Raw genomic sequence first — 24,332 nt, 5'->3', positions numbered from 1 at the left:
TTTTTATGCGCTGGAGCCCCTGCCTGTATGGCGTTGAAGCAATCAGTGGGTGTGAAAATCTTCCCGCTGTATTTTCAGTTTTCCCTCCGCATCGGGAGAATTTGGTGGTCAGATTTGGGGTCAAATAATTTTGGGTTAAAACCGATGAATAACACCATATTGCAAGCCTTAGACTATCAATGTCATCCTTTCGCCCGTAAACCTGCGCCACATACAGCCCGCGCCCGTCGCCGTGCCCCAAATCCATCGCCATCATTGCCAGCGCTTCCTTCTCACAAAATCCCTGCGCCAGATAAGATAGTGCTCCGACGTGATCGCCAGCTTTGTACCGTTACGGGATGCGCCAGACAGACCAAGAGAACAGTTGTTCAGTCGCTCGCTCTGCGCCTGCCTGCTGCGCAAGCCGCTTCATTTCCTGCTCCAGTATTTCCATACATTCCCCTTTTCATGAATGCCGCAAACTCATTCCAAAAACCCTACACTGATACAGCTTTCCCCGGCGCGTAGGCCGATAGCCCCTGTTTTTTTGTCGGGGCTGCGAACGATACCTGAGCGCCGGGGCGGTCGCTGTTGAGGTGTGGTGGGGCTTCGGTTGTGCTCTCTGAGCAGCGGCCCGCCTTAGCGGGTCATCCCCCGGATCGTCCTGATTCCCCTCTGGTATCGGTTCATGTTCTCCTTTTTGGTCAAATGGCCTGAAAAGGCGGTGTCAGGATCCAGCCGTGAGCTGGCGCAGTTGAGTTTTCTGGTGCAGGTCGAAAAGGCTGCGTGCGTCACTTCCCGCTCTGCGCGGTTAAAGTGGCGCACTGGACTGGTGCAGTGTCTGAAAATTTATTGTTGGTGTAGTTTTACGACCACGCAGCAGGAAAGCCTTGCGGCAATGCAGGCCGCAGTCCGTAAGGTAAAAGGCGCTGAGGGTACAGGTTAGCCAGGAAAATTCCGGCACGGTGCAAATTCAGACCAGCAGGCTGGCGCAGTAAAGGACGTATCGTGTTAAAACTCGGGCCTTCGTCGCGATGTTCTGCGACCCGGTGTTTGCAGAGGTCTGCACCGGTAAACGGATCAAGCGTCCTGATAACAGGCGGTTCTTTCAGGTTGTGAAGCGTTGGGCGCTGTCTACGACAGCATAGAGCAAGGGGGAGACTACGCCAGTGCCGCTGGCGGGGGAAAAAGAAACTGTTTTTACCTGCAAAAGATTTTTTAATCACTTGTTGTTATAAAAAATGAGGGCGCTGTATGTGACAGCGCCCTCGTTCAGGTTACATAAAAAATATCAGCTCAGAATGGCTTCCAGTCGAGCCAGCACCTCATTCACGACAGCGTCGGGTATGCGCTCCAGTCGCTTACCATTTCGGGCTCCCATATCAATGGTTCTGGGCTGGTCGCAGCGGATCACGCCCGTTGTTTTTGTTCCCGCCCCGTCCAGTGAAACGGTGAAACCGGCTTCGCGAGCAAAGTTTCCGCCGCTGGTCACAGGGACAACAACGGGCAACCGGGTGAGCGTGTTAAATGATGCCTTCGATACGATAAGCACCGGACGTTTTCCGCTTTGCTCGTGGCCGGCAATCGGATCCAGTGAAACAAGCCAGATTTCCCCTCTGTCCATTTACAGGATCTCCTTGCCCACCGCAGGCGCATCAATCCATTCCCGATCCTCTTCACTCATTTCGGCGTGCGGATCGCACTGCGCCAGCAGTTCCTCAAGCGAATAACGGGGCCGTTTCTGGGGTTCAATAATCAGGCAGCCATTATCAATAGTCATACCCACTTCGCTGCCCATCGACAGCTCCAGCGTTTTCAGCACGGCGGGGGGAACTGCCAGCATGATGGATCCGCCGACCTTTTTCAGGCGAGTTGTATACATAGAGCACCTCCTGATATTATATTTTAATATAACATCTACAGCAGGCGATGCACAATTATTCATCTGATTCATTGTGATTTCCTTAGCGTAATAAAGCGTGAAGAAAGCCTTAATCCATCGAAGGACAGATCCAGCCGTTTTCAAAGGCGGCGTTGCCGAAAAAACGGCGACCATCCTGATACACAAGGCGCTTCTTTCAGGTCATGAAGCATTTTGTACAGGCGGGAGCTTAGTGCGTAACAAAGAAGGCCGATAATAGAAAACTGTTTTTGCAGTTCAAAGGATTATGACGGATCGGATAAACAAAATGCGGCGCAGCTTCCGTATCCGGGCTGTGCCGTAGGAACATCAGCGGTAGCGCGAAGGCCAGATTTGCTCAGGCGCGATATCTAACGCTTCGGCAATTAACCTTTCACCTTTAGGTCAGCGGCGGGTAAGCGCATTAGCCAGCGTGGAGGATGCCAGCCCCGCCTGACGAGAAAGTGCTGACAGCGAAGTGCCACGTTTTTTCAGCCCGGCGATAATGTCGGCAGGATGCCAGACAGACTTAATCATGCTCTGACCTCCACACCGTCGATAAACTTCACGCCACCGGCAGTACGCAGCCAACGCGGGGTCGTTGCTTTCAATCAGGATTTCGGCAAAGGTTTCGCAGTGACCGGCGAGTACGGTGAAATCCGTGGTGGCACTGAAAGGAACAGCAAGTGACGGGAGTGCTTGAGTGGGGATCGTAGCCATAAAGACATTATCCTGTAACGGGTTAAAAACCCACCACCAGAGGTTCCAATCTCATGGTGGTGGACTGAACGGGGTTGGAACTACCGGCGTTACAGGCAACCGGCGCACCTTTCGGTGCCCCCGCCCAGCCCACCATTGAGGTATAGCCAAGCGCACGACATAAAAAAAGACGCGGGCGCGTCGTATGTCGCCTGTAACATTTCTCAGGGTTCCAATCCCGGCACCTGATTTTGCAGGCGCGGATTACGGATACTGCATTTGGCGATGGGCGGCAAGAGCCCGCATTTGAAATGCCATTGTCGCAATGACGGTTTTACCCGGGTACTGTATTTTTATCTCTTTGTTTTACCAATCGCCTGTCCGTAAAATAAACGCCAACACGGAATTCATGCTATGTAGGTGGAACTTGTCTGATACGAATCTGAGCAGCCCCTCAAACGGTGGTGGCGCGGCAACCAGCAGCGGTATTGTCTTTCAACAACAATTAGGCGCGTTTTTTGCCGCTCAGATCCTGAATAATGACCCGTTGGATCCTTCATTGATACTGGGTGATGCATCACCTGTTCGGCTTCGTTTCGAAACTGAAGCGCCAGTTGATGATATTCTTGTGGCAACATCTGTGGGCGGATTTCTCGCAATTCAGGCAAAAACAACCGTCTCACTTTCAGACAATGAAAAGAGTCCTTTTTACCGGACGATTGAACAGTTCGTCCGACACTGGCTAACCTGTCGGGATGGTGATGGTTCTCTGGCGTGGAACCGCCCTCTTTCGGCGGAGAAAGATCGGCTAATTTTATCCGTAAGCACCAAAGCATCAGCGGCTGTTCGGACCGATCTTTCCGCCGCGTTACACCATCTTTCCCAGCAAGGTCGCGGAGCTATGAACAGGAAACAGAAATCAGCGTCTGATATTCTCGAACGCTGTGTGTTGACCGCGTGGGTACGGATTACCACGGAGCCCCGGCCATCAGATCTGTTAGCCGAACTTGCCCGTCTGATTGTCATTCACGTTGTTGATGTTGAAAATATCGCATCAATACTTCAGATGCGACTTAGCCGCAGCCTTGCCAGAGAAACTGACTCAGCAGCAGCTCTGAGTATTCTTGTCACCACCTGTGGGGAGATGATGTCCCGACGTGATGGCTGTGATGCATTATTATTACGTAACCTGCTGGCAGGAAAAGGGATTAAACTGGCCGCACCGCCACAATATCAGGCGGATATCCATCAACTTATCCGCCATTCTCAGCACGTTGCTGATGTCTTGCAGCAGTATGAAACCATCGATAATCCCTCCGGCCAGCCGCTTACTTTGCGCAGGGAATGCCAGGATGCAGTTGAGCAGGCTGTGCAGTCCGGCTCGTTATTAATTATTGGTGAACCCGGAGCCGGTAAAAGCGGCGTACTAAATGTGCTGGCACGTAGCCTGCGCAATCGTGGGGACGATGTTCTTGAACTGGCGGTTGATCACTATTCGGTTGAGTCGCTCGAAGGACTGAGCCGTGAACTCCGGCTAGAACATTGTCTGACTGAAGTGCTTGAAGCATGGGATGGTACGTCTCACGGCTGGCTGATTATTGATGCACTGGATGCGACCCGTGGGGGGAAAGGTGAGGCCGTTTTTCGTCCCCTGATTGAACAGGTACTGAATCAAAAGGGGCGATGGCGCGTTATTGCCTCCATTCGCAGTTTCGATTTACGTATGGGTGTGAAGCTTCGCGAACTGTTTAAAGGACATCCTCCAGTGTCGGAATGTGCCGATACGCAGTTTTCTTCGGTTCGCCATATTGTTATTCCACGCTGGTCAGATAACGAATTCAGCCAGTTACTTGAACAATCTTCGGCGCTGACAGCAGCACTCAAGCAGCTTTCTGACAGGCTTCGCGATTTAGCAAAAGTACCATTTAATACACGATTGCTGGCCGACCTGGTTTCGCAACATGCGGATATTAATCTGAGTCGTATTTCATCCCAGAGCGAATTATTAAAACTCTACTGGCAGTATCGCGTTGAGAAATATGGGCTGAGCGCCCGGCAGTGTATTAAGGCTCTGGTTAATCATATGATTGCCACTCGTTCACTCAGGACTCCATCCCTGTTGACGGGCGCAGATGCTGATATGATTGATACACTCTCTCGTGAAGGCGTTGTCGTCAGGGAGACTAACGATCGCTGGGTACAGTTTCGTCATCATCTGCTCTTTGACTATGCTGCGGCAAAAATATCATTCGATCCTGACGCACTTATTGCGGGAACCTTGCATTTTCCTAAACAGCAGGCTATGGGGTTGATGCTTTCTCCCGCACTGGGTTTTGTGCTTCAGGAAATCTGGCATTATAACGAGGATCATCACGGCTTCTGGCAAGCGGTAAGTCATCTGGTTAATGATAGCGATGGCGATCCCATTATCCGTAGTTCGACAGGCCGAATTGCGGCTGAATATCCTGTTGAACAAAACGACCTGCTCTGGCTCGCTAAACGTGTGGCAATGGACGATCAGAACGTTATTTCTACGCTCAGTCATCTCTGCGGTGCGCTGGCAATTAGGTTTGAAGATGAAAAAGAAGTGGCTCTGCTTCCGTGGGTATATCTGGTCTCTGCTTTAACGCCTGACATCAATAAAGTCGCGGAGACGTTGCGATTTTTGCTGCATCCGCTTACTAAACAGGTGACTGATCCTGATCTACGCAATATTCTGGGTACAACCTGCCGCGCCCTGCTTTCTTATGGCCTTAAGCAGTGTGAGCCGGGCTATTTTGTCAGAAGTGCTATACCTCTCGTTGCAGATACGATCAATACCGATGTTGATTCATCTTGCTGTTTACTGGAGCAAATTATTTCCGTCGAACGTCTCCAGCGTTATGGTTCAGAGGAAATTCCCATACTCTGTTACAACATCAAGAAAATCGCGGATCGTGCACCTGAGTTTGTTGCCAAAGTATTCGAGTTTGTCTATCGCTACGATGTCACCGAAGAACGGGAAACAACGCTGGGGAACAGCCGAATTCTGCCTCTGAGATCAAACGCCCGACAGGACTATGAATCGGCTCGTTATTCCCTCGGTGAGTTTTTCTCCCATTTTCTCGAACAACATCCCGAACAGGCTGTTGATGCTGCCGTCAACGCTTTAAATGGATACGTTGCCCGGTACCATCCTGTCGATTCCCCTGTGATGCATTTATCCATTTCCGGGAATGATATCTCTCTTAAAGCCGATCACAGCCACATATGGGCGTACAATCCTACAGGCGAACACGCGCATGACGGAGAAGTACTGATTAAGAAACTATTTCGGCATTTGAAAAGCGCGACTGAACCAGACGTGTTAGTTCTCGCAGAACTTATTCGTCAAAAAGCCTCACTGGCAATCTTCTGGGCCAGGCTCTTTCTGGGGGCAAATGAACGTAATGATAGCCTGGTTGATTTTCTCTGGCCCATTGCATCGCAGGAAGCGTTTATCCGGAACGAAGATACTCGTAAAGATGCTATCGATTTGGTCAGCAAAGGAATTGCCCGGCGTCCACTGGAGGAACGGCAAATGCTGGAGAATGCAGCATTCCAGTATAATTTCTCTGACTATATTTACCCGGAAGAAGCAAAGAAACAACTGTTATATCACCTTTTCAACACGATTGGATCAGATAATCTTTCTACTGAAGCCGCCCGGGACTTTCTGAATAAAACGCAGGGGGATGATGAAATATCAGGAAATAAAAGGCTTTTCGATATTTCTCCGGTCAACATTAGTACGGGTATACCTTATGATTTTATCGAAGGTCTGGATCGAAATGAGCCAGCCAATGCCATGCTTATCAGTGCTGTTAAAACAGTGAAAACTGCACTGGGGTTAACGACAAATAATACACTCTCCTCTGAATTATCGCTGGAAGATGTTTTTGGCATTCTCGAGCCGCTTCGTGAACAACTCAATGCTGTAAATATTCATACCTATGTGCGCACAACTGCAGAGGATGTTCTTGTTCGGGCCTGCGCTGCGGCTGTTGAACAGAAATTATTACCACCTACCAATGACAACCCGGTAGATGAACTGACCCCTCATTTTTTGGATTTATTGCATATGACTTCTCGCGCAATATCTCCAACTGTCAATGAAGATACCGAGGATAATTTTGCCAACTGCGTTAGCTGGGGCTCTCCTTCACCGAGGATTGATGCTGCACGAATTTTTCTGGATGTAATTCCTTTACGTCCCGATCTGTATGACCGACTGAAACCTGATATCGAAAGGATGCTGATTGACCCTCACCCGGCCGTTCGTCTTCAGGCATCAACACGCCTGTTAAGGTTGTGGGATATTGCTCCGGATAGCGTATGGCATTTCCTGAATGAACGCGTGGAGCAGGAAATCAATACCGGCATAATAGAGCATATGGTTGGGGAGGGAATCAGACGTCTGCAATATATCGACCCGATGCGTGCTTTCTGTCTTATCCAGAAACTGCTGGGACGTTTTAGTAACGATCCTGAACGGCAGCATCGCATTCGCAAGATAGTTAGCATCGATCTGGCAATTCTCTGGGGAGTCCATGAAATTAGAGAAGCATATGATATTCTTCAATGCTGGATTGTCGATCCCACTATTTATAGCCTTGAACTTAAACAAATTTTATTTACATTAAGCGATGGATTCGTTCTTGGCTTTACCGAACAGAGTACACCGAAAGACATTGGAATCAGACGACGGGCGTTAGATATAGCCTATAGCATTATTGATGCTGCCGGAAAAAAACTGGAAGAGTATTCACCCCGCACCGATCTGACAGAGGTTGAACTGGAAGAAGTAAGACGCTGTTTTGCCATTATAGACGGAGCATGTCTGCAATTTCGCTTTGTTTGTGAAGGGAAAGATAATCCTGAGAAATCATTAGCAGAAGAAGAACTTAAGAGATTTCTAAACGAAACTGAACTGCACATGCGGCGCATTGGTGATTGCAGCACGCCACATACTATTTACTACCTTCTGGAACTGCTGGAAACGCTTGTTCCTGTCGATCCAGCAAAATGTTTTGATCTGATGGCCCATGCCTTACGTCACGGAACAAGGTTTGGTTTCCAGAATGAACATATGGGAATGGAACAACTGGTAAAAATGATGGGGATGTTTCTTGCCGACTATAAAATCATTTTTGAAGAAGAACATCGAAGCACCTGTTTGTTAGAAAGTCTGGATATTTTTATGGATGCAGGCTGGCCATCTGCAAGGCGTTTGCTTTATAGGTTGCCGGAATTGATTCAGTAAACAAACAGGATCAATACTATCAGACATTAAAATTATCAGGCCATAGCACATGGCCTGATCAAAAATAACCCACGTTAAACGCTGATAAAATTAGTTATGCAGCATCAGACGCGATATTTTTTCCAGAAGAGATGTCTGACTGACTTCATTATAGCGTGTGGTATCGTAAGTTAAAGTTCGCAACAATAATTCAGTTGCTGGTTGCACCATCACATCAGCCTCTTTGCCGTCAAATGTTGTCGCCACCAGATTATAAACTAAGGTTGCTCTGTCCATAATCTGGTTGGGCTGGTTACTTTTGGTACAAAAAAGTAATGCTTCATTACCTCGTTTTTCAATAAAGAGTTGTTGATACTGGCTGACAGCATGACTTTTAGGTTTTGGCGTTAAATAGTAAGGCAAACATGTTTTATCCGCTGCACCAAATTTATTAATTTTATCATAATTCTCTTCTGCTATCTGAAGAGAACAACGCTCTGCAGAACCTAATAATCTCGGAATACGAACAGTATTGTATCGCTTAATCACAACCTGATTTATTGTATCAACAAGATAGAAATTATCATCACGCAATTTATCAATACAGTTGATATTCATCCCTTGAACATTATTACGCAAATCGTTCTCATCGGTATACATTTTCGGCTCTGCGATGTTCATTACGCCATGGCTGAATACTACCGGCGTAGCAACGCCATAAAAATCATTCCCTCTTCTGTTTCCGGAAGAGGAACACCGAATTGAGACAAGAATATACTCACCATCGTTAATGCTAAAACCGGTAAGTTTCTTTCTCACCAGCACAGCTTCTTTTAGCCAGAGTTCGCTGCGAATCATTTCCAACTTAGCGACAGACACAGGATTAAGAACTTTTTTAACCACCAGGTTAACAGGATCTTTTTTATTCTGCTCTATGGCTTCAATATTACATCCCTGAAAGACTCGCTGATAATTTTTATCAAAATCAAGGATAAAATCCACTTTTAGTCTAGAATAATAATCTAACAGATCTTTTTTACCTGCTTTTGCCTCATTTAGTGCCTGCCAGGTAGAGTTTAAAAAGGTATCTTCACCAAGAGAAATGCTAGACCCATTTATTTTTTTGGACTGATTCAGTACCAGATAGTTAACATCTTTATCAAGATCAATAAGTTCCCGAGGTGAAATTATATCTACTGCATCTAATTCTTTTTTCAGATATTGAATAAATCGCTGATGCGCCTTTGGATCTTCTCCACTATTAATATTATCTATAATAACTAACGGACGCTGGAGTATTTTAGCATCGGTCGTTAAAAAGTTTAACTGACAGTGGGTTGCACAAAAAACACGTGGTGAAAAAGTTATGTCAGCCTGAGACAGGATATTACAGAGCACGCTCTGAACCAGATTTTCTGCATGATTTTTGCAGCCAGAATAAGTTTTACTGACAAAACGCATATAGGGCATTTTCCGGTATTTTCTGCCATCCACTTTTTCGAGCAACTGCAATGATTTTTTACCCTTAACTATAATCCGGCCATAATCGCTGAGTACACCAAGCTCTTCCGCTTTAGCTCTGAAGCAGACCCCTTTCAGGGTAAAGGTGAGGTCACCATAATCTGGGCTGTAAAAGAGGTCACTTTGCAATGCATCGACGTAATAGTTTCCTCTCTTGTCTGGTTCTTCTTTTTGTACAACGGCACCCAGAAAAACTTCGCTATTATAGGCCCCATGACTCACCTCAAAATACTTCCCGGCATTCTCTAAAAAATATAGTTTCAGGCGCAACCCGAGCACAGTTTGAGCAATTTTATATTGATCAAAGCCCTTAATTTTTAGTTCATTAACCCATTGATGATACGGACGGGCATCAGGTGACAGAAACATCACAAGATAGCTGTTTGCTTTTCTTAACGTTTGATACTGGAAATCTCTGTTATTCTTCACACCTAGTTTTAAGGATAATATATTTTGAATCTCTCTGTGCAATTCAATAAAAAAATCATCCCATTTCATGGTGTATTCTTTTACCTTGTTGATACAGATTGCATCAATTCCCCAACCATTTGCCGAGGGTAATTGCAGAAGTTTTTCCAACGTTACATCTGCAGCATCATGAATATCAAAGAGCTGTGTTCGTGCTTTAGGTGCATAATCTGGAGGCTGAAGGTCCCATTCGGCAGCCATCACAACATCCGTTTCATTATGCTGTAGACTATCAGTTACATCAGTCATAATTCACTCCTAAGAGATTAAGTAAGTATTGATTTATTCTTAATTCTGATTTTATTTTTGCATCATAAGGATTTTTGCCATTATCTTTTTCATAAGATGAAATATTTTTAAAAAGGTTATAATAGCAGATGCCCTTATGTTTAGAGTGTTCGGCACGAATGTTGAGGCTGTTTAAAGCATATCGGGTATTAAGATAAACGACGTCAACACCATCAAACTGTGTTTTTGCTGCAACTATTTCCTGCAACTTACTGATTTTCCTCAATGAGTTATTATGCATTTTTTTCGCTAATTGACGATTATTTCCTTGCATTCGCCAGTTTTTTACATCAATTGCAACAATTCGGTTCTTGTTAATGCAATACACATCAAACAACTCATAACAATGACTATCCAAATAGTGTGATAGCTCTTGTGGTGGAATGGGCGTAATATTCATTTCCTGGAGCACAAGGTGTAATTGCCATTCCCCAATATTGCCAATTAGAAGTGGCATCAATGAAGGTATGGGGATGTATTGTTGTAAATGCGTGGCATCTAATCCCAGAATCTTCGCAAAAATACGCTGTTCAGTTCCGGATGACTCTTCAGTCATAGCTTCATGATATTGGGGTAAAAAATATTCCGGTTTGTATGGATTTGCTCCAGCTGAAATATCTGTTAATCCATAACCATCTAAGGTTTTAGCCAGTATTACATTTTTCCAATCGGCAGTACGCTCCAGATAAAAATGGCTTACACAGTCGCTAAAGTAAGTATTTTTCTTAATAATCGCGTTGCGTTTAAGACGCTTTATATATGATTGAGGATCGGCAAAACTGTCCCGGTGACGCAATGCTTCATTTAACTCAATTGCATCTTGATCACCTTGTCTTGCCAGCGGCAGAATTTTATTCTTCAGTTCAGCTTCAAAGTCGCTATACATATCTATTGCTTTAGCAACTTTATTTTCAAATTCGCTACGTTGACTATCGGAAGAAAAACTGGCTTTTAATAAATCCTTTTTTGAGCGTTTAAACCATAGGTGGTTATGCAGACTTAGGGAAGCAAGTAACGATTGTGCATTTGGGTGACGATCCAAATCCCGAAAAACACACAATGCATTATGATGAACACCAGAAGGTAAACGAATAATCCCATTCATTTGGGCATCGCGCCGTTCTGTACGGCCAATAGTTTGCATTGCTATTTTATGAAGCTCGACGGTATGTTCAGTATTCAGCAATTGGGCCGCATCAGAATCAACTAAATCCGTATCGAAATCACCAACCTGACGAGGCACACTTCCATGAGCATAATGCTTGAGTAAGGTAATATAATTTTCCAGCGTATTTCGCGATGGAGTTGCATTAATCTGACTCCAGTAACTACCGCAGACCATGGCTAATTCATCAAAGTCAATTTGCTCTGAATCTGCTCCTGCAGGTTCTGGCGATGCCGGATAAGTGACATAATAATTAAGTCCTGTCCCGGCCCCCTGGAAATGGGAAACCATGCATATTGCTAAATTTTGATGATCAATTTGCAGATAGTCTCTTACCGGATCTTCCCGGTTGAGTTTTGAATCAAACATGACGACACGCAATCTGTGCCGCTCAGCAAAAGGGGTAATTTCAAATACACGAGGTAAATCATTCCCCCGACGTGTTTCATTGTCAAGAATGGCAACCCCGCGATAGGGATTTGCACTTAACTTATTGGCACGAAGAAAATTCCCTATAATCGCAAAAAAACGGTTACTGATCCCGATACATAAAATGTGCCGACCAGTATAAGCTGCAAGTAACATACACTGTAATTGGCGATGAAATTCTCGTTTATGATAGCGATTAAACTGAACTGCTGTAGAGTATGGTTGAAGCATTTTGAGCCAAAAACGATATGCATTCCTGAACTCAGACTCCTCGTTTTGTGGTAAAAACTCTAGTTCCTGATCGTCAAATACCTCCAGTGCTACAGGACGATGAAGGTTTCTGTTGTCACGGATCGCCGACAGGGGCGAAGCAGAATCAACATTCCTCTGCCTGATGCGATAGTTCAAGTCACGGGCGTATTTATCCAGAAACGGTCGGCTGTACTGCCCATTATACGTTGCAGGAAATCCTGCTGTAGCAGACAGTAAAATAATAGTATTACGTGTATTATAAAGCACACGTAATAATGCTATTTCGGGTAACTCCTTAATTAACTCCATCCGAAATTTGAGTAATACCCATCCCCTCAGTTGTTCAGCCTCAATTCTTACCTGTTCACGTGGCGAAAGGGAAAACAATGTTTTAGGTCGAAAATAGGTAAAAAAGTCATCTATCAACTGTTCTTTCTGAGGCTCACTGGAAGATAAATGATCTATATCTCCTTTAATGCTTTGGGCTTTACGAATGAAAACTGATAATGGGTTATTCTGATTTGCCATCTCCTGCTGTGCCAGCAAATCGCAGACATGTTTGGGTGTTTCCAGCCGGGCAGAGGCTAATAATAGAGCGGTTAGTGTCTGATACAGTTCATATAAGGTAAATTCATCTGGAACTTTTTTTTCATCTTCAGAAACATAGACTTCAGTGTATGAGTGACGCCCGTGACTACGTAAATGAATTCGACGAAGATCTGACTCACGGTAAAATCGCTGAATCTGATAACTGAAAATATTACCAATTAACGCGATAACCTGCTCAGCATTACGGCTATCGACGACGATATCAAGCAAACTATTTCTAAAGAGTCTGGTCAGCTTCTTAAGTTCGAAATCTGGTCGTAAATCACATTGTAATAAGGCTTTGTTGATCTCATCGACATAATTTTTCAGAGGGGTATACCCTGGCGCTCTTTCATCTGAAGAACATTCATCCACATATTCCAGTACACGATGTAAAATTGCCAGTAACGAAGGAAGTTGCTGGTCGTCGTTCATTAATGTCTGGCAAACACTCTGTTGGAAGATACGATAGGCTTCGTGCTCTTCGTCCAGAACTAATGTAAAACGAATATCACGTTGTACAAAAGGTGAGTCTTCGTCGGTTATCCAATATTGCTCTTTTAAGCTCTCAATTCGCTGTAGATTAGTCTGGTTAGCAATCTCACCTAACGGATTCACTTGGAGGCTTTTTTTCTGACCCAGAACGTGGTCCAGCTGTTGTGAACTTCGGTGATAGCCGCCTTCTTTATCGCGTTTCAGTAACAGCACACTGCCATCGAACTTTTTCGTCGTGGCCAGCAGGATACATCGGCGATACAGTGCAATTTGAAACGGGAAAAGATGTTTAACCATTTCCGTCGCCAGTGCATATCGAGGGTTAGTCGTTTCCCCATCAAGTAAAACCTCCAGATTCTGATTCAAGGCATTAAGCATCGCCACAGTCGCTTCCTGTAAGCGACCTGCTAAATGAAAACTATTGAGACGTAACTCATCCTCCAGACGTTTTTGTTCAAACGTTGCCCCTACTTTAATCTCTGTTTCCAGACGTACTTTCAAACTATTACGCGCATCAACTTCCGCTTTCAGGCGTTGAAAAATAAGCTGAATTTCACCCGACATCAATTTGTTGGCTTGCTTGATCCAGTGACGATAACGTTCCCGGTTTGTAGGTGTTTTCCCTTCAGGAGGTTTGACCCATGACGTAAAGTCAAGATCTGCGATATCCCCTTGCGAAAGATAAGGTAACAATTCAATCTTCTTATCACTGGCGCGAGCGATGAGTTGTTCCGGGATGTCAATTTGTGATTTCAAGGGTGTGATAAACACCAGATTGCGATGACTATTGCCAGGGTTGATTGCTGGATTTACGCTTTCGATGTATTGAGCGAAAACGTTATAGCTTTTACCGCTCGCCGTACCATCCTGGGATTGAATCAGTAGTGGTGTATCTGCTTCGGTAAAAGCGTAAAACGTACCGGCCTGTTTTCTTGCTTCGGTAATGGCATCTCTGACACTTTGTGGTAATGGAAGATGTCGAATGTAGTGATTTTGTTCGAATTGCATGTCTTCAATTCCTTCTGGCACAACTGCATTTTGAAAATCGGATATGGACGTATTAACGCACTAAACACAGCGTTAGAGGACTATGTGAAATACTCGCGAGACGACTTGTATTCGAAAGGTGGTACAGGCACTTATTATGCTAGGCCCAATCGCAACCGTTATGGTAGTTACGTGCTTATTTTACCTGACATTATGCAAATGTCAGAAGCTTAAGCCCATATTTTTTATATGGTTGAAATCCATATCTGCGGTTGTACTTGTCGTACCTAAAGATACGTTTTTGATGTGATTTGTGATGAGGCTGTAAACGTGCAACATACATAACGAATGCCTGAGTGTATTCCCCGGCTTCCGCTGTTATGTAAGGAGTGAGTCTAAAATTCCACAATCTATGCCTGCAACAAGGCCGTCACCAGATCCTAAGTCAGTAAGGCTGATTGAAGCATCAATAACGCTTCGCTTCCAGGAGTTAGTTAGCCATATAGCATACAGGCCATAATACTGGACCTGCGTGCCGGAAGGAAAAGCCAAGAAAAATGGTGGTCATTCTGGTGGTCTTGACAACAAGTGAATTCAGGTTTAGCTTACTTATTAGCCACTTGCTGGCAAAGGCGATCCCAGTCAGAGGAGCCAAATTTAAAAAACCCGCTCAGGGAAACCTGAGCGGGTTTTTGTCATTTCAGCGTCGCCATTTAGGGTGGCCGTGATTCCCTGGTCGCCATGAATGGCGCCCCTACGTAACTGTTCCTCTGTGATTCTCTTCACAACTCTTTAACGCCGACTTGTATGGTAGTATTAGTGCGCGTATTTTTTCATCATTGCATTCCCGTTGGAGTTAATGATGAAAAGTGTAGTGATTGAGCAACCGGGTGAACTGGTAGTGGCAGAGCGTCCGCTGCCGCAACCCGCTGCCGGTGAAGTACGCGTGAAGGTGCAATTTGCCAGCATCTGCGGTTCCGACGTGCATATCTGGCACGGTCACAATCCTTTCGCTAAATATCCGCGCGTGATTGGTCACGAATTCTTCGGCCTGATTGATGCGGTCGGCGATGACGTTGCCGCCAGCCGCATTGGCGAACGTGTGGCGGTCGATCCGGTCGTCAGCTGCGGTCACTGCTATCCCTGCTCGATTGGACGCCCGAACGTCTGCACAGCGCTACAGGTGATTGGCGTGCACCGCGACGGTGGCTTTAGCGAATATGCCGTGGCGCCAGCAAAAAACGCCTTCCGCCTGCCGGATAGCGTTCCCGACAAACTCGCCAGCATGGTCGAACCTTTCACCATCGCGGCCAATATCACCGCCTTCCTCAAACCACAGCCAAACGATGTGGCGCTGATTTACGGTGCCGGGCCAATGGGCCTCACCGCCATTCAGGTGCTGAAAGGCGTGTATGGCGTTGAACAGGTATTAGTGGTTGATCGTCTGCCAGAACGGCTGTCGCTGGCGCAGGAAAACGGTGCCGATCAGGTGTTCAACAACAGCGAAATTCCACTCGCCGCGCAGCTGGAAGGCGTGCAGCCAACGCTGATTATCGACGCCGCCTGTCACCCTTCGATCCTGGCAGAAGCCGCCGCCATCGCCTCACCGGCGGCGCGTATCGGCCTGCTGGGTTTTTCTGGCGAGCCGTGCAGCATCACGCAGCAAAGTCTCACCAGTAAAGAGCTGTCGCTGTTCACCTCGCGTCTCAACAGCAATCGCTTCCCGCAGGTGATTGAGTGGATTGAGCAAGGCCAAATCCAGCCGGAGAAACTGGTGACGCACTATTTCCCGCTGGCAGACGTTGAGCAAGCCATGACGCTGTTCGAAAAAGATCCCCGCACCTGCTGCAAAGTGATCCTACAAATGGGTTAAGTTAACCCGCACACCAGGTGTCCCCATGCCGGTCCCTTACCCGCCGGCATTATTACTATAAAAAATGACGATGACGGAGTTTCTATGTTTAAGAACCTGCGCTGGACCCTCGTACTGCTGTTGTTCCTGGTGTTTATGATCAACTACCTTGATCGTATCGCCCTCTCTTTGACGGTACCGCTGGTGGAAAAAGACCTGATGATCAACGCCGAGCAGTTCGGCATGATTTTCGGCAGCTTCTTCTTCGGTTATGCCCTGTTTAACTTCATCGGTGGCCTGGCGACGGATAAATTTGGCCCGACCATCGTGCTCGGCACCGCCGTTGGCATGTGGTCGCTGTTCTGCGGCCTGACCGCGATGGCGACTGGCTTCTGGTCGATGATGATTCTGCGCGTGCTGTTTGGCATGGCGGAAGGCCCCATCTCTGCCTCAGCGAACAAAGCCATTAACGGCTGGTTCCCGAAAAAACAGGCCGCCACCGCAATGGGCTTACTCAGCTCGGGTTCACCGCTGGGTGGCGCGGTTGCCGGTCCGATTGTTGGCTATCTGGCGCTGTCGTTCGGCTGGCGTCCGGCATTTGTAGTGATCGCCGCGATTGGCTTCGTCTGGCTGGCGCTGTGGTTCTTCTTCGCGTCAGATAATCCGGCGAAAAGTAAGCGCGTATCGGCAGAAGAGCGTGCCTTAGTAGAAAAACTGAAAGCCGAAGAACCGGCCGACGTGATCGACTCAAGCGGCGCCGCGCATGGTTTAGGCTTTTATCTGCGCCAGCCGATCATTCTGGTCACCGCCTTTGCCTTCTTCTGCTACAACTACATTCTGTTCTTCTTCCTGAGCTGGTTCCCGGCGTATCTGGTGCAGGCGCACGGCCTCGATATCAAAGCGATGAGCATCACCACCATGATCCCGTGGATTGTTGGCTTCGTGGGCCTGGCGCTGGGTGGCTGGATCTCCGATAAGATTTTCAACATCACCGGCAAGCTGCTGCTTTCACGAAAAATTGTGCTGGTGGTTTCACTTACCGCCGCGGCGATTTGCGTGGCGCTGGCAGGTACGATAAAAGAGGTCAACTCGGCGGTGATCATGATGTCGATCTCGATCTTCTTCCTCTACATCACCGGCGCAATTTACTGGGCGATTGTGCAGGACGTGGTGCACAAAAGCCGTGTCGGCAGCATCAGTGGCTTTATCCATCTGATTGGTAGCTTGTCCGGTGTGATCGGCCCGGTGGTGACTGGCTTCATCGTGCAGCACTCCGGTAAGTTTGACAGCGCCTTTATCCTCGCAGGTGCGGTGGCTGGCGTCGGCGCGCTGCTGGTACTGCTGGTGATTCGTGAACCTAAAGCCACCAATAAACCGGTTTCAGTGTAATTCTCATGGGGCGCTGAGCGCCCCATTTGCTAAAAGGAATGACTATGTTAGAGCTTGAACGCCTCCCCGCTGATGTCCAACGCCCCGCTTACGATCGTAGCCAACTCAAGACCCGCATGGTGCACATCGGCTTTGGCGCCTTCCACCGCGCGCATCAGGCGCTGGCGACCGATAAGCTGGCCGCTCAGGGCAGCGACTGGGGTTATTGCGAGGTGAATCTCAACAGCGGCACGCTGATTCAGGCGCTGCGTCAGCAGGATCTGCTCTACACGCTAACCGAAATGGCGGATGAGAGATTACACACGCGGGTGATTGGCGTGGTGACGCAAGCGCTGCATGGCAAAGGCGACGGCATTGAGGCGGTGATCGAGGCGATGAGCCAGCCGGACGTGGCGATTGTCTCGATGACCGTAACCGAGAAAGGTTATTGCTACATGCCGTCGAGCGGCAAGCTCAATCCCGATCATCCCGATATTGTGCACGACCTCGCTCATCCTGGTGAGCCACGTTCGCTGCCCGGCTTGATTCTGGCGGCCATTATCCGCCGCCGCGAACGCAATCTGCCGCCGTTTAGCGTGATGTCCTGCGACAATATGCCAGAGAACGGTCATGTCACGCGCAACGTGATCACCCAGTTGGCCGCGCGCCACAACCCTGCGCTGGCGGAGTATATCCAGGCGCACATTACTTTCCCTTCGACCATGGTTGATCGCATCGTCCCGGCCATGACCGATGCCGCGTTCGACACGCTGGCGGAACGTTTGGGCAGCCGCGATCCGGTGGCGGTTGAAGCCGAACCGTTTTTCCAGTGGGTCATCGAAGATAACTTCGTTAACGGACGTCCGGCGTGGGAAAACGCGGGCGCTGAGTTGGTCAGCGATGTGCTGCCGTTCGAAGAGATGAAGCTGCGGATGCTCAACGGCAGCCACTCGTTCCTCGCGTATCTCGGTTTTCTCGCCGGTTATGAACACATCAGCGATTGCATGGCGGATGCCAGCTATCGTGCGGCGGCGCGCGCGTTGATGTTGCAGGATCAGGCGCCGACGCTGCGCACGCAGGGCGTCGATCTCGAAGCCTACGCTGATTCCCTGATTGCGCGTTACGAGAATCGCGCCATCAAACATCGTACCTATCAAATCGCCACCGATGGCACGCAAAAACTGCCGCAGCGCCTGCTGGATAGCGCGCGCTGGCATCTGCGCAATGGCACCTCGTGCGATTTCGTGTTGCTGGGTGTGGCGGGCTGGATGCGCTATGTCAGCGGTGTGGATGAGCAAGGTCAGGCCATTGAGATTCGCGATCCGCTGAAAGATCAGCTGGCGGAGATTGTGGGCAACAGTGAGGACGGTGCGCCACGTGTTAAGGCGTTGCTCAGCCTCAACGCCGTGTTCGGTGACGATCTGCAGCAGCAGCCCGCCTTTATCTCACGCGTGACTGAACTCTATCAGCAACTGGTTAAACAGGGCGCGCGCGCCACCGTTCAAAGCCTCGTCACACAAGGCTAAGCGCCTGCACAAATGTGTAGCGCAGACGCAGCGTGCTGATTAGACTGAACCTTTCTTAACGGGCTGGCAGATGCCAGCCGTAATACGGATATTGCTGCATGTCGACTGCCTATACCATAACCACCAGCGAACCGGTAAATCAGCAGATCTATCGTTATCTGCGCAAAGATATTGTGACCTGCGTTATTCATCCGGGCTCGCTGCTGTCGGAGAAGGAAGTGTCGGCGCGTTTTAACGTGTCACGTCAGCCGGTACGTGAAGCCTTTATCAAGCTGGCGGAAGCCGGACTGGTGCAGGTGCTACCGCAGCGCGGCACCTTCGTGCGCAAAATCTCCGCTCAGCGCGTGGCCGACGGTCGCTTTATCCGTGAAGCGGTAGAGATCGCCGTGGTTCGCCGCGCCGCGCAGGAGATGGGTGCGACCGGATTGATGGCGCTGGAGCATAACCTGCAGCTGCAGCGTCTCGCCGCTGAACGTCATGACAGCCAGGCTTTCCTGGGGCTGGACGATGAGTTTCACCGCTTAATTGCTGAAGGGATTAATTGCCTGCTGGCGTGGGAAACGGTGGAGAACATCAAAGCTACCATGGACCGCGTGCGCTTTCTGACCCTGAGCGAAGTGTCACCGCCGGAGCGTTTGATTCAGCAGCATGAAGATATCTATAACGCCTTGAAAGCGCATGATGTTGAGGCAGCTGAAAGCGCGATGCGCCGTCATCTGCAGGAGATGATTTTGACCATTACGCCGATTGCCGAGCGTAATAGTGAGTGGTTTGAGGCGCCTTGATTTAGTGCTCGCTGTCCCCCATCCCGGCCTTCCCCCGCGAGCGGGGGAAGGAGATGCTGCCACATGCAGCTTTAACACTGACATATGGCAGCATCTTCCTCCCCCATCCATGGGGGAGGACCGAGGAGGGGGACAGCACGCACTTATTAAGGAGGACCGAGGAGGGGGAAAATCAGCACAGCCCCCACTCAATCAAGCAATCGTCACATCCTTCGACAAATACACATCCTGCACCGCATTAATCAGCTGCACGCCCTCTTTCAACGTCTTCTTAAACGCCTTGCGCCCCAGAATCAGCCCCATGCCGCCGGCACGCTTATTGATCACCGCCGTACGCACTGACTCCGCGATATCCGTTTCGCCCGCAGAAGCGCCGCCGGAATTGATCAAACCTGCGCGTCCCATATAGCAGTTCGCCAACTGGTAACGCACCAAATCAATCGGGTTTTCCGTCGTCAGCTTGCTGTAGACGCGCTCATCGGTGTGACCAAACTTCACCGCGTTATAGCCGCCGTTATTCTCCGCCATCTTCTGCTTGACGATATCCGCACCGATGGTCGCCGCCAGATGGTTGGCCTGGCCGGTTAAATCGGCGCTGGCGTGGTAATCGACGCCCTCTTTCTTGAACGCATCATTACGCAGATAGGCCCACAGCACCGTCACCATGCCCAGCTCGTGCGCACGTTCAAAGGCCGCCGAGATCTCTTCAATCTGGCGACGTGATTGTTCAGAACCGAAGTAGATGGTGGCGCCAACCGCCACCGCGCCCAGATTAAAGGCCTGTTCCACGCTGGCGTACAACGTCTGATCGTATTGCGTCGGATAGCTCAGCGTTTCGTTGTGGTTTAGCTTCACCATAAACGGAATGCGGTGCGCGTAGCGACGAGAAACCGAAGCCAGCACGCCGTAGGTAGAGGCGACGCAGTTACAGCCGGCTTCAATCGCCAGCTCAACAATGTTTTTTGGATCAAAATAAGCTGGATTGGCCGCAAAGGATGCGCCCGCCGAGTGCTCAACGCCCTGATCGACCGGCAAAATCGACAAATAGCCGGTGCCGGCTAAACGTCCGGTGTTGTATAGCGTTTGCATGTTGCGCAGTACGGCAGGAGAACGATTGTTGTCGATCATCACGCGATCAACATAATCCGCGCCGGGTAAATAGAGGCTATCCGCTGGAATGGTCATGCAGCGATGTTGAAGAAGGCTATCCGCCTCTTTGCCCAATAACTGTACGATGTCCGTCATGTTCGCTCCTGATAAATGGCTGGATTGGAACCGGCCGTTGCCGATTCGCCCCCAACAGGCTGGACCGGAAAGCGCCAGGCTGGCAAATTGCTGACTCCATTTTTCAGACGGATGCGCAGTGAAAAAGCGGCAATCTGGCGTTACGCCCTACCACCATTGATGGAAATGGTGCACCGGCCCAATGCCTTTACCGACCTCCAGCGAATCGGCGTGCAGCAACGCCTGTTGCAGCCACGCCTTGGCTTCAGCGACCGTCGCTGCCCAGCTATCATGGCGCGGACGCAACGCCGCCAGCGCGGCTGAAAGCGAGCATCCGGTGCCGTGCGTGTGGCGCGTATTGACGCGCGGCGCGGTAAAGCGCTGACGTCCGTCGCGGGTAATCAGCCAGTCCGGGCTTTCGGCATCGCTAAGGTGTCCGCCCTTCATCAGCACCGCTTCGCAGCCAAGATCGAGCAGCGCATCGCCCTGCTGCAACATGGTTTTCTCATCCTGCGCCATCGCGCGTCCCAGCAGCGCGGCGGCTTCCGGCAGGTTTGGTGTGATCAGCGATACCTGCGGCAGCAGCAATTCGCGCACGCTGGCCACCGCATCCGGCGACAGCAGCGCATCGCCACTTTTGGCAATCATCACCGTATCCAGCACCACAAACGGCAGGCTGGCCCGTTTCAGCCGCTCGGCGACCACCTCGACAATCGCGGTTTCTGACAGCATGCCAATCTTCGCAGCATCAATGCGCACATCATTCAGCACCGAATCGAGCTGTGCGCCAATAAAATCAGGTTCGATCCGATACACCGACTGCACGCCGCAGGTGTTCTGCGCCACCAGCGCGGTGATGACGCTGGTGCCATACGCGCCCAGCGCGGAGAAAGCTTTGAGGTCGGCCTGAATACCTGCGCCGCCGCTCGGATCGGTGCCAGCAATGGTCAATGCATTGATGCGTTTCATGCCTCGACCTCCAGCGTCCACAGCGTATCGAGGAAAGCAGCGGCAAAGCTGCCTGGCCCGGCGACCTGGCGCGCTGTCTGCTCACCCGCCAGCGACATCACGCGGCAGGCCGCAGCGACATGCTGCAGGCGATCGCCCGGCAAGCTGGTGCAGGCGGCAACCACCGCCGTCAACGCGCAGCCGGTGCCAACCACGCGCGTCATCAGCGGGCTGCCGCCGGGGATGGCGAATGTCTGCACGCCGTCAGTGACATAATCCACTTCACCGGTCACCGCCACAACGGTGTGGTAATCACGCGCCAGCTGCTGGGCAGCGCTTAACGCGGCATCGGCCTGATGCAGACTGTCGACACCGCGTCCGCCGCTAGCCTGTTGCGCCAAGGCGAGAATTTCTGAAGCGTTACCGCGAATCGCCGCCGGTTGCAGGCTCAGTAACTGTTGGCCGAATGCGGTGCGCAGCGTTAGTGCGCCGACCGCCACCGGATCCAGCGTCCACGGCGTGCCTGCGGTTTGCGCCGCTTGCACCGCCGCCCACATCGCATCACGACGGTCGCGCGTCAGCGTACCTACGTTTATCAACAACGCATCGGCAAAACCGGCAAACTGCGCCGCTTCTTCAGGATCGATCACCATCGCGGGCGAAGCTTGCAGTGCCAGCAGCACGTTGGCAGTAAAGGTTTGCACCACGTCATTGGTCATGCAGTGCACCAGCGGCGCTTGCTGACGCAGCAGTTGCAGAGAGTGCGCGAGTTGCGCGGGGGAAAGAAGGTCAGGCTGTTTCATAAGGCTCCCAACCGGCGATCAAGAAGGCGAATGCGGTCAGGCATCTGACTTCCCTACGCTGGCATTATCCAGATCAGGTCGGCGGGTGTATCTCAGCCCTGTATTAAAGGGGCACCCCGAGTCAAAACTACGTTGGCGAGCATAGGGAACAAGTTGGGGTAAAGCAAGTAAACGCCGCTTTCCTGGAATCTGGCTCACAAAGTAACAAATTACACATTCATGTAACTTATTGATAAAACGCCTTAAAACGACGCTTTTTTGCGTGCTGCGTCATACTTTGTAATAAATCCCATTGATAATTCGCGTCGCGAAAAATAGCATCCCCGGCAACTTGTTTCATGACGAAACAATACGGATTTGTTAATTGTTTATGGAAGCATCACGGAGGATTTGCTATGCGTCGGATTCCACGCGCGCCGCTCTCTGCGGCCATTGTCTCTGCCCTGTTTGCCGGCACTTTTGTGCCGGTTCCCTCCGCCCACGCCGTGGGTTTTGTCGAAGACGCCACTCTCTCTGGCAATCTGTTTTACTGGCAACGCCAGCGCGATCGCAAAGAGATGGATCCGCAAAAAGGCTCGTACGGTCAGTATGATGCCAATCTGCATCACGCCTCTGCGAATGCCAATCTCGACTTCTCATCCGGTTACGCCGGCGAGGTGATCGGCCTCGATCTGGCAGCGTTTGGCGCGCTGGAGTTAAGCAACGGCGGCCCGGCGGCACCGAATGAAATTGGTTTCAGCAATGCCCGTACGCGCTGGGATGAGGACTGGAGCGGAGATAAGAGCGGCTTAAGTCTCTATAAAGCCGCCATCAAGGCAAAATGGCAGGATAACTGGCTGCGCGTAGGCTATCTGCAGCCCACCGGGCAGACGCTGCTGGCACCGCACTGGAGCTTCCTGCCCGGCACCTATCGCGGCGTTGAGGCCGGCACCACCTTTGATTTTAGCGACGCCGGCGCCCTTTCCGTCTCCTGGATGTGGACTGACGAATACAAAGCGCCGTGGTATCGCGACATGTACAACTTCCGTAAAGCCGATGGCGTGACGGAGATTCCGTGGCTGCAATCCTTTGGTGCCAAATACGATTTTAAAAACGCGCTGGTGCTGGAAGGTGCCTACGGCCAGGCGGCGAATTACATGGATCAGTATTTCGCCAAAGCCTCTTATCAGCTGCCGCTGGCCGATGCACCGTTGCGCACCAGTTATCAGTTTTATGGCGCGAAGGATCGTGACAACAGCGGCGTTGGCCAGATCAACGATGTTTACGATGGTCTCGCGTGGCTGCAGGCGCTGACGTTCGGCTACACGCTCGGCGCGTTCGATTTCCGCCTCGAAGGCACATGGGTAAAAGCCGAGGGTAATCAGGGCTTCTTCCTGCAACGTATGACGCCGTCTTACGCCAGCTCGAATGGCCGCATGGACGTGTGGTGGGATTCACGCTCAGACTGGAATGCCAACGGTGAGAAAGCGCTCTTCGCCGGTGTGATGGTGGATCTGGGACACTGGCAATTACCTGGCTGGCAAGTCGGTACATCGTACGCCTACGGTTGGGACGCGAAGCCTTCCACCAATCCCCTCTACGACCAAAATCAGCGCCTGAAAGAATCAGCGTGGAGCCTCGACCTGGTTTACACCATCCAGCAAGGCCGCGCCAAAGACACCCAATTCAAACTGCACTACACCCGCTACGACAATCACAGCGATCTTCCCAGCTATAGCGGCGGCTACGGCAACATCTTCCAGGACGAGAAAGACATCAAATTTATGGTCGTCGCGCCATTCACCCTGTTTTGACC

The 24,332-nt window shown here is 50.0% G+C and carries 14 protein-coding genes, 2 pseudogenes and 1 riboswitch; of the genes and pseudogenes, 6 read left to right on the top strand and 10 right to left on the bottom strand.

Annotated features, from left to right (window positions below; translation table 11 throughout):
- Positions 1-184: 184 nt before the first annotated feature.
- The 5 genes and pseudogenes from ACFQW4_RS13530 to ACFQW4_RS13510 form a co-directional block, all read right to left on the bottom strand.
- Positions 185-295: pseudogene (locus ACFQW4_RS13530) on the bottom strand (DNA-binding protein); the annotation flags it as partial.
- A gap of 975 nt (positions 296-1,270) precedes the next feature.
- Complete coding sequence (locus tag ACFQW4_RS13525; RefSeq protein WP_277973770.1) at positions 1,271-1,603, bottom strand: type II toxin-antitoxin system PemK/MazF family toxin; 333 nt, start codon at positions 1,601-1,603, stop codon at positions 1,271-1,273.
- Entirely contained in the window at positions 1,604-1,861 is a 258-nt protein-coding gene (locus tag ACFQW4_RS13520; protein WP_075808466.1) for an AbrB/MazE/SpoVT family DNA-binding domain-containing protein, read from the bottom strand.
- Positions 1,862-2,209: 348 nt separating this feature from the next.
- A pseudogene (locus ACFQW4_RS13515) lies at positions 2,210-2,416 on the bottom strand (helix-turn-helix domain-containing protein).
- A 205-nt stretch (positions 2,417-2,621) separates the two neighbouring features.
- Positions 2,622-2,735 carry an ash family protein gene (locus ACFQW4_RS13510; protein ID WP_003842117.1) on the bottom strand — a complete coding sequence of 38 codons (114 nt, stop codon included), beginning with the start codon at positions 2,733-2,735 and terminating at the stop codon, positions 2,622-2,624.
- 270 nt (positions 2,736-3,005) lie between these two features.
- Between ACFQW4_RS13510 and ACFQW4_RS13505 the strand changes: the two genes are divergently transcribed.
- Positions 3,006-7,859 (top strand): ATP-binding protein, encoded by a 4,854-nt coding sequence (locus tag ACFQW4_RS13505; protein ID WP_377725777.1) that lies wholly within the window; start codon positions 3,006-3,008, stop codon positions 7,857-7,859.
- A gap of 90 nt (positions 7,860-7,949) precedes the next feature.
- Here ACFQW4_RS13505 and ACFQW4_RS13500 read toward each other — a convergent pair whose 3' ends face one another.
- Entirely contained in the window at positions 7,950-10,076 is a 2,127-nt protein-coding gene (locus ACFQW4_RS13500) for a hypothetical protein (protein WP_377725775.1), read from the bottom strand.
- The gene (locus ACFQW4_RS13495) at positions 10,069-14,052 is read right to left on the bottom strand and encodes a hypothetical protein (RefSeq protein WP_377725773.1); all 3,984 of its coding nucleotides are present in this window, start codon (positions 14,050-14,052) and stop codon (positions 10,069-10,071) included. The genes ACFQW4_RS13500 and ACFQW4_RS13495 overlap by 8 nt, the downstream gene beginning before the upstream one ends.
- Before the next feature lie 841 nt (positions 14,053-14,893).
- Between ACFQW4_RS13495 and ACFQW4_RS13490 the strand changes: the two genes are divergently transcribed.
- The 4 genes from ACFQW4_RS13490 to ACFQW4_RS13475 all read left to right on the top strand — a co-directional run bounded on the left by ACFQW4_RS13490 (position 14,894) and on the right by ACFQW4_RS13475 (position 19,562).
- Positions 14,894-15,904, top strand: a complete 1,011-nt coding sequence (locus ACFQW4_RS13490) for a Zn-dependent oxidoreductase (RefSeq protein WP_377725857.1) — start codon at positions 14,894-14,896, stop codon at positions 15,902-15,904.
- A gap of 84 nt (positions 15,905-15,988) precedes the next feature.
- Positions 15,989-17,272: an MFS transporter gene (locus ACFQW4_RS13485; protein ID WP_101763341.1), complete on the top strand. Its 1,284-nt coding sequence runs from the start codon at positions 15,989-15,991 to the stop codon at positions 17,270-17,272.
- 44 nt (positions 17,273-17,316) lie between these two features.
- Positions 17,317-18,777 carry a mannitol dehydrogenase family protein gene (locus tag ACFQW4_RS13480; RefSeq protein WP_377725771.1) on the top strand — a complete coding sequence of 487 codons (1,461 nt, stop codon included), beginning with the start codon at positions 17,317-17,319 and terminating at the stop codon, positions 18,775-18,777.
- Between the two features lie 98 nt (positions 18,778-18,875).
- Complete coding sequence (locus ACFQW4_RS13475) at positions 18,876-19,562, top strand: GntR family transcriptional regulator (protein WP_210081979.1); 687 nt, start codon at positions 18,876-18,878, stop codon at positions 19,560-19,562.
- Between the two features lie 192 nt (positions 19,563-19,754).
- Here the strand turns inward: ACFQW4_RS13475 and fbaB are convergent, their stop codons facing one another.
- The 3 genes from fbaB to thiM form a co-directional block, all read right to left on the bottom strand.
- Positions 19,755-20,807 (bottom strand): class I fructose-bisphosphate aldolase, encoded by a 1,053-nt coding sequence (gene fbaB / locus ACFQW4_RS13470; protein WP_192233358.1) that lies wholly within the window; start codon positions 20,805-20,807, stop codon positions 19,755-19,757.
- A 147-nt stretch (positions 20,808-20,954) separates the two neighbouring features.
- Positions 20,955-21,755: a bifunctional hydroxymethylpyrimidine kinase/phosphomethylpyrimidine kinase gene (thiD, locus tag ACFQW4_RS13465; protein ID WP_377725767.1), complete on the bottom strand. Its 801-nt coding sequence runs from the start codon at positions 21,753-21,755 to the stop codon at positions 20,955-20,957.
- Positions 21,752-22,537, bottom strand: a complete 786-nt coding sequence (gene thiM, locus ACFQW4_RS13460; RefSeq protein WP_101763336.1) for a hydroxyethylthiazole kinase — start codon at positions 22,535-22,537, stop codon at positions 21,752-21,754. The genes thiD and thiM overlap by 4 nt, the downstream gene beginning before the upstream one ends.
- Before the next feature lie 33 nt (positions 22,538-22,570).
- A riboswitch (TPP riboswitch) is annotated at positions 22,571-22,666 on the bottom strand.
- A gap of 266 nt (positions 22,667-22,932) precedes the next feature.
- Between thiM and ACFQW4_RS13455 the strand changes: the two genes are divergently transcribed.
- Positions 22,933-24,330, top strand: coding sequence for an OprD family outer membrane porin (locus tag ACFQW4_RS13455; RefSeq protein WP_377725763.1), 1,398 nt, complete (start codon positions 22,933-22,935; stop codon positions 24,328-24,330).
- Positions 24,331-24,332 lie beyond the last annotated feature (2 nt).

Source organism: Pantoea sp. GCM10028869 (genome assembly GCF_042666835.1).
In the GTDB taxonomy this organism is placed as follows: Bacteria; Pseudomonadota; Gammaproteobacteria; order Enterobacterales; family Enterobacteriaceae; genus Pantoea; species Pantoea leporis.
Note: the sequence above shows the minus strand (reverse complement) of the source record. Positions and strands in the feature narration are given on the sequence as shown.

What these genes read in the sequence shown, in the direction of transcription:
- ACFQW4_RS13525 (WP_277973770.1), bottom strand. Translation starts at nt 1,603, where the DNA reads ATGGACAGAGGGGAAATCTGGCTTGTTTCACTGGATCCGATTGCCGGC.
- ACFQW4_RS13520 (WP_075808466.1), bottom strand. Translation starts at nt 1,861, where the DNA reads ATGTATACAACTCGCCTGAAAAAGGTCGGCGGATCCATCATGCTGGCA.
- ACFQW4_RS13510 (WP_003842117.1), bottom strand. Translation starts at nt 2,735, where the DNA reads ATGGTGGGCTGGGCGGGGGCACCGAAAGGTGCGCCGGTTGCCTGTAAC.
- ACFQW4_RS13500 (WP_377725775.1), bottom strand. Translation starts at nt 10,076, where the DNA reads ATGACTGATGTAACTGATAGTCTACAGCATAATGAAACGGATGTTGTG.
- ACFQW4_RS13495 (WP_377725773.1), bottom strand. Translation starts at nt 14,052, where the DNA reads ATGCAATTCGAACAAAATCACTACATTCGACATCTTCCATTACCACAA.
- ACFQW4_RS13490 (WP_377725857.1), top strand. Translation starts at nt 14,894, where the DNA reads ATGAAAAGTGTAGTGATTGAGCAACCGGGTGAACTGGTAGTGGCAGAG.
- ACFQW4_RS13485 (WP_101763341.1), top strand. Translation starts at nt 15,989, where the DNA reads ATGTTTAAGAACCTGCGCTGGACCCTCGTACTGCTGTTGTTCCTGGTG.
- ACFQW4_RS13480 (WP_377725771.1), top strand. Translation starts at nt 17,317, where the DNA reads ATGTTAGAGCTTGAACGCCTCCCCGCTGATGTCCAACGCCCCGCTTAC.
- ACFQW4_RS13475 (WP_210081979.1), top strand. Translation starts at nt 18,876, where the DNA reads ATGTCGACTGCCTATACCATAACCACCAGCGAACCGGTAAATCAGCAG.
- fbaB (WP_192233358.1), bottom strand. Translation starts at nt 20,807, where the DNA reads ATGACGGACATCGTACAGTTATTGGGCAAAGAGGCGGATAGCCTTCTT.
- thiD (WP_377725767.1), bottom strand. Translation starts at nt 21,755, where the DNA reads ATGAAACGCATCAATGCATTGACCATTGCTGGCACCGATCCGAGCGGC.
- thiM (WP_101763336.1), bottom strand. Translation starts at nt 22,537, where the DNA reads ATGAAACAGCCTGACCTTCTTTCCCCCGCGCAACTCGCGCACTCTCTG.
- ACFQW4_RS13455 (WP_377725763.1), top strand. Translation starts at nt 22,933, where the DNA reads ATGCGTCGGATTCCACGCGCGCCGCTCTCTGCGGCCATTGTCTCTGCC.